At 60.2% G+C, this 877-nt stretch carries 1 protein-coding gene; it reads right to left on the bottom strand.

What is annotated here, in order from left to right:
- The coding region (locus tag B2W52_RS18540) for a methyl-accepting chemotaxis protein (protein WP_286803879.1) at positions 1–877 on the bottom strand (877 nt) is incomplete at both ends.

Below are 877 nucleotides of genomic sequence, written 5' to 3' on the forward strand. Positions count from 1 at the left end.
GCCAGCAGGTTGGTCTGTTCGGCGATGGCGTTGATCACCTCGATGATCTTTTCGATATTGGCGCTGTCCTGGGACACGCGCTGCACAGTCTGTGTTGCCTGCTCCAGGGTTTCCGCCAGCTCTCCGATGGAGGCCGCGGTTTCCTGCACCACGCGATTACCGCTCTCCACTTCGATGTCGGCTTTCTGGGTGGCGGTTGCCGCGCTGGCGGCAAAACCCGCCACTTCGTTCACCGTGGCGGCCATCTGGTTCACCGCCGTGGCCATCTGTTCCGCCTCGGTCGCCTGGAGACGTATCTGTCGGCTGTTGTTATCCGAAGTGCTTTCAAGTTCAGAGGAGGAAGTGGAGAGCTCTTCAGCGGCAGACCCTACTTCCCGGATAATGCCGCCCAATCGCTCCACAGTGTCCTGCAGCGCGCCCATCACGCTATCCGGGTATCGTGTCCGGAGCTCCTGGTCCAACTCACCATCGGCCAGCTGACGAATGGCCCGGGCAACGTCTTCGGGCTCACCGCCAAGAATCTTCTTCAATCGGCGAATGATCACCAGTGCCACCAGGGCACCCAGAACCACCGCGAGACCGGTGACGGCCAGGTTCAACGCATTGAATGTACTCGCTGCCTCGCGAACCTCATCCACGCCACCTGTAACCACCTCTTCCTGGTAATCAATAAAGGCATTTACCCGTTTCAACCACTCCGAGTAAGCGCCAGAGACATCGCTGAGCAGAAATGCCCGGGCCTGGTCGATCTCTCCCGCCAGGCGAAGCTCGAGGAGGTCGTCGGTCAGCGTCAGGGCCCTGCGCTGGATCTCTTTGATCGCTGCCAGGAGCTCCCTTTCCCGGCTGTTAGCGCCTTCTTCCCGGAACATCCTATCCA

The sequence above is a fragment of the Marinobacter sp. UBA2498 genome, assembly GCF_002341575.1.
In the GTDB taxonomy this organism is placed as follows: domain Bacteria; phylum Pseudomonadota; class Gammaproteobacteria; order Pseudomonadales; family Oleiphilaceae; genus Marinobacter; species Marinobacter manganoxydans.